This is a genomic window from uncultured Winogradskyella sp., from assembly GCF_947498005.1.
Lineage (GTDB): Bacteria > Bacteroidota > Bacteroidia > Flavobacteriales > Flavobacteriaceae > Winogradskyella.
The window spans coordinates 1-5,289 of record NZ_CANMIW010000019.1 but is presented as its reverse complement, the minus strand read 5'-3'; the positions used below and the strand labels follow the sequence as shown (position 1 = coordinate 5,289).

Sequence of the window (5,289 nt, the reverse complement as noted above, 5' to 3'; positions counted from 1 at the left end):
TACACCTTTGAGGTTGAATGTAACCAAACCTATACCATACTAGGAACTAAAGAAGATTACCAAGAGGACAAGAAAATTATAACAACTTCTAGAAAAAACGAAGACACCATAAACGCTGATCTGGTACTTAAACCGCTAATCTTAGAAAGTCAGATTATTATTAATCCTATTTTCTTTGACTATGATAAGGATACCATTAGAACAGATGCGCAATACGAACTCGAAAATATTGTTAACGTTCTTCGTAAACACAAAGAAATGGTTATTAAAATTGAATCTCATACCGATAGTAGAGGACGTGACAAGTATAACCTAAAACTATCCGATAGACGTGCTAAATCTACTAGAGAATATATAATATCCCGTGGTATTGAGCCTAGCAGAATACAAAGTGCTAGAGGTTTTGGGGAAACTAGATTGTTAAATAAGTGTGCTAACGGTGTTAAATGTACGGAACAAGAGCACCAAGTCAATAGACGTTCTTACTTCTATATTGTTGATGGAGAAGATCAGAACCCTTAAATAACCAAACTATAGTTTACTAAGATAAAGAGTGAGTTCATATGGAACTTGCTCTTTTTTTGTTTAAAATTAGATTACAAAAAACTAAAACTCTAAACAAACTACACGACCTAAAACTTAAAACAATAAGATAAAATGAATTCATCTTTTATCTATGGAAGAACTAGTCTTCAACTGAAAATAAATTAAAAATTTCTACTGTATTTTTTTAAATTACAACGTATTACCCTTTAAAACGCTATAATTTGTTTTCAAAATAATCCTATTTTCAGCTCTTTCTATCATATTTATCATTTTTTTTTGACTTTATCAGTATTCCTCTCTAGATTAAAAAAAAGCAAGTATACATTTCATTTATTTGTAAAAATCTAAATCAAACAAACCTTTAATCACTGTATTTCAACAACTTAACAACTAAAATACAACTTACATCTAATGTCTCAATATGAATATTATAAATAATTTTAAATTCAATTCAGAATTAAAACATCGTTTAAATGCATATTTTTCCGACAAAAGGTTGTTTAATTCAATTATAACATTTAAATTGCCGGCTCAACTGAACTGTTAAAGTAGCACTTTAGTTGTAATGATAGTGTTAAATAAATTTAGTGTAGATGATCTTAAATTAATAAAATATTAATCCATTTTATATATCGTTACACTGAATATCCCTCCTTTTATTTAACAAAAAACAGATGATTATGTTGTTCATAATAACAATAATTACACCCTAAAAATACGTACAGTATATATCTATCTTGTTTTGGCTGAATCAATTGCTTGATAAGTTAATAAAATTAGTATGAAATTAAAATTACCTAAGTTGTATTCAAAGAACAACTTGTTTAGTTTATTATTTGCATTGTTCTGTTTTTCAAGCTTAACAGCGCAAATTACTCCATTTGAAATGAGAGTTATTCCTACGGATGAAGTCTGTACAGGTAACGGTATACTTACAATGGATATTACTGACACACAAGAAGGTGCCGAGTTTGAATTTGTTATTTATCAATTACCAGACACTACAACTCCCTTTAGAGTATCTAACGGTATTGAGCCTCCCGGATCAGACTTCACAATGTTTCAACATATAGAAACATCTTTCCCTGCTGGAAACTATCGAGTCATCGCAACTCAAACTTTAGGAACACAAACTAATCAGGAAACGCAAGATGCCGTAATAAACGATAATACGGAAGACTTAATATTTACAGCAACTGAAACAACTATATGTGGTGGTGGAGAAATTACAGCCAATGTCACTACAGGAACAGCCATTAGTTATGAATTGCGAGATTCTTCAAATGCTGTTATAATTCCTCCTCAAGCGTCAGATATATTAACACCTGTACCTCCAGGAGACCATATTGTAGTTGTAATAGATGCTTGTGGTGATGAATTTACGCAAGGAATTACAATTTCGACTCCAGATGCGAATTATGGTTTTTATAGATATGTTTGGTCAGATAATACCAGTGTTTTTCGCGTTTTGCAAGATTGTAATAACTACTTGCACACCGAGAGAATAAGTTTTAATGGTTCATACACTATTCCTGATTATGTATTTCCAATAGAGATAACTATCACAGTCGAAGATCCGTCAAATCCAGGTTCTCCAACAATAATTAATGATACATGGGCTAGTGATGCACAAAATGATTCAGCATATACTATTCCTTTTTATACTGGAGAATCTTATGATTATACCATTGAAATTTCTGATAATTGTGGTAATACCGAAACCAGAAATGAAACCATTGACGCAGATTCACGAGTTCGATTTTATTCAGAAACTACCCCAAACTGTGGATTAGAATATTTTAGTATAAGCCGATTTGAAGGAGTCATTGCTCCCATAGATGTTACTTTTACAACTTACCCTGTTGGGTTTGATCCAAACAATTACAGATCAGAGTATGCGCTGGGAACTTATAGCGCTACCTATACTGATATACCGTGGTGGTTAAATTTTGGTAGTACATCAAATCCATTACCTAATGGTTCTTATGTTATAGAAGTATCAGATTCTTGTGGTACTACTTTCACAGAAACAATTTCACTTGGTAGTGCCCTTAACTTAGATTTAACCCAAACTGTATCTGGAGGCTGTGATGCAGATGAAGGAAATGTATATATGTATCTTAGAAATACTAATGTCGGATGGTCTCAAGCTGCAAATATTAGTTCTATAAATATTACATCTGCACCTTCAACTTACCCTAATCCAATACCATATAACGTAAGTGCTAATATCTCATCTAACGGACGTTTTGCCATGACTTCCTTACCAACTGGGGAATATACTTTTGAGGCTCTTACTAGTTGTGGTAATTTAGTTTCTAAAACCTTTACCATACCTTCAGGGGAATTTACTCATACTGTTACGCCAGAATTAAATTGTGGCTCCTTTAACGTTTCTGCATCTATAACATCCTGGTTATTTCGAGAGCAGTTGTGGTTACAAAAATATTATCCTGATACGGATGAATGGGGACATCCTGAAACTAATATTATGCATACTGTTGGGACTGTAATATCCTCTACTAACGCTATGGCGATAAGCAGTAAGGAAACTTCTAGCAACTCTCTAAGAACTGTTAATGGAGTTTTAAACAATGTGTTGAGTGACGGATTAATGAGAGTTGTAATTCAGTCTGAAATATATAGAGATGGAGAATCTAGCAGAAGTATTGATTGCAGAACTACATTAGAAACTTTTACTGTTCCTGTCTCGGGCGTAAAAGTAGATAGTTACTATCTAGGAAATTGTTCCAACGGTAATAGTGAATTAGTTATAGCCGCTACAGGAGTCCCTCCATTAAATTTCTCTATTATAGAATTTAACGGATCTGCGATAACACCTATCGATAATGGAGACAACCCTGTATTTTCAGATTTAACTCCTGGAGAATACACTGTACAAATTGAAGATAGTTGCTTTAATGTAATTAATGTCGAAGTAAATACAGGTCTTGCAGTACCACCTACAATCATAGCTGAAGATCTTTGTGATGGAGAAGATGGATTTCTGTTTGTTCAAGGCGTTTCTTTCTTAGATATCGAGTGGACAAAAGATTCAGACCCGACAGTAATAGGTACAGGAAACACATTAAACTTATCACCATATAATGAATCAGTTCATGGAGGTACGTATTATGCAAACTTATCTTATGCTTCTAATCCTGCGGCATGTGCTAATCAAACATTAAGTTTTACAACACCCTTAAGCTCCTTTCCTGATGAACCTGAAATAGATGTCACTTGTAATGGAGGAAATAATTTTGATATTGAAATTACATCTCCTACTGGACCAGATTACGAGTATAAATTGAATGGTGGTTCTTATCAAAGTTTAAACGAGTTCTCAATTAGTTCTGGCGATTATACTCTTTACGTCACTAACACAAATACTGGTTGTGAAAAAATTTACACCAATTATGCTATTGAATTATATGAAATGTCAATTACAGAAGACATAACAAATGTAGCATGTAAATTGGAAGATTCTGGCGCAATAAATATTACAGTTTCTGGAGGTAAATCTCCATATACTTTTGAGTGGAGTAATTTAGCTACGTCAGAAGATTTAACTGATCTTTATGCCAATACATATACGGTTACGGTAACAGATGCGTATGGATGTGAAATAAGCAAGACTATAGAAGTTACTCAACCAGATGATGAACTATTTGCGAGTTCAAACAGTGTAAACAATGTTGATTGTAATGGAAATAATACAGGAAGTTTTGAAGTTACAGCCAGTGGTGGTACTGGTCCTTATACTTTTACTAATGATAATGGTACAACTTCAACTTCTAATAATTCAGGTAATTTTAATAATTTAATTGCTGATAATTATACGGTTACGATTGAAGATGATAATGGATGTACTACAACTGTTGATATTGAAATAACAGAACCTGACGTTTTAAATCTCTCTGTTACTAAAGTAGATGCAACTTCAACGCAAGGTTGTGATAACGGTTCAGCTGATGCTTCTGCAACTGGTGGAACAGCACCTTATACTTATTTATGGTCTGCCTCTGCCTCTAACCAAACTACAGCAAATGCTACTAACTTACCTGTAGGAGATCATACTGTTGTTGTTACGGATGCTAATGATTGTACAACTTCACAAACTATTACTATTTCATGTACTGATGATTGTGATACAGCAACCACTTCTGGAACCATTACTAATGTTCTGTGTTTTGGAGAAGCGACTGGTGCAGCAACTGTGTCAGCGAGTTCTGTGATTAATCCTACCGCTACTTTTACTTTTACATGGTCTAATGGCGATATCGATACTGGTGTAACTTCGAGTACGATAGCTGATGTCATTGCTGGGAATTATAATGTAAGTGTTACTATGGATGGATCATCTTGTGATCCTGTGGTTCATAATATTTCTATTGCACAACCTTCGGAAGCATTAAGTGCTTCAATTAATAAGGTTGATGCGACTTATATACAAGCTTGTGTTAACGGTTCTGCAACTGTTACCGCAACTGGTGGAACTGCACCATATACATATGAATGGTCTGCCTCTGTGAATAACCAAACTACTGCTACTGCTACAAACTTACCTGTTGGTAACCACTCCGTTATTGTTATTGATGATAATGGATGTAAAACTGTTGAGAGTATACAAATTTCATGTACCGATGATTGTGATACAGCAACCACTTCTGGAACCATTACTAATGTTCTGTGTTTTGGAGAAGCGACTGGTGCAGCAACTGTGTCAGCGAGTTCGGTAATTAA

General features: G+C 34.0%; 2 protein-coding genes. Both read left to right on the top strand.

The features are described from left to right. The coding region (locus Q0891_RS17090; protein ID WP_299103555.1) for an OmpA family protein at positions 1-522 on the top strand (522 nt) is incomplete at its 5' end. An 805-nt stretch (positions 523-1,327) separates the two neighbouring features. Next, on the top strand, positions 1,328-5,289 hold a 3,962-nt coding region (locus Q0891_RS17085; protein WP_299103554.1), incomplete at its 3' end, for a SprB repeat-containing protein.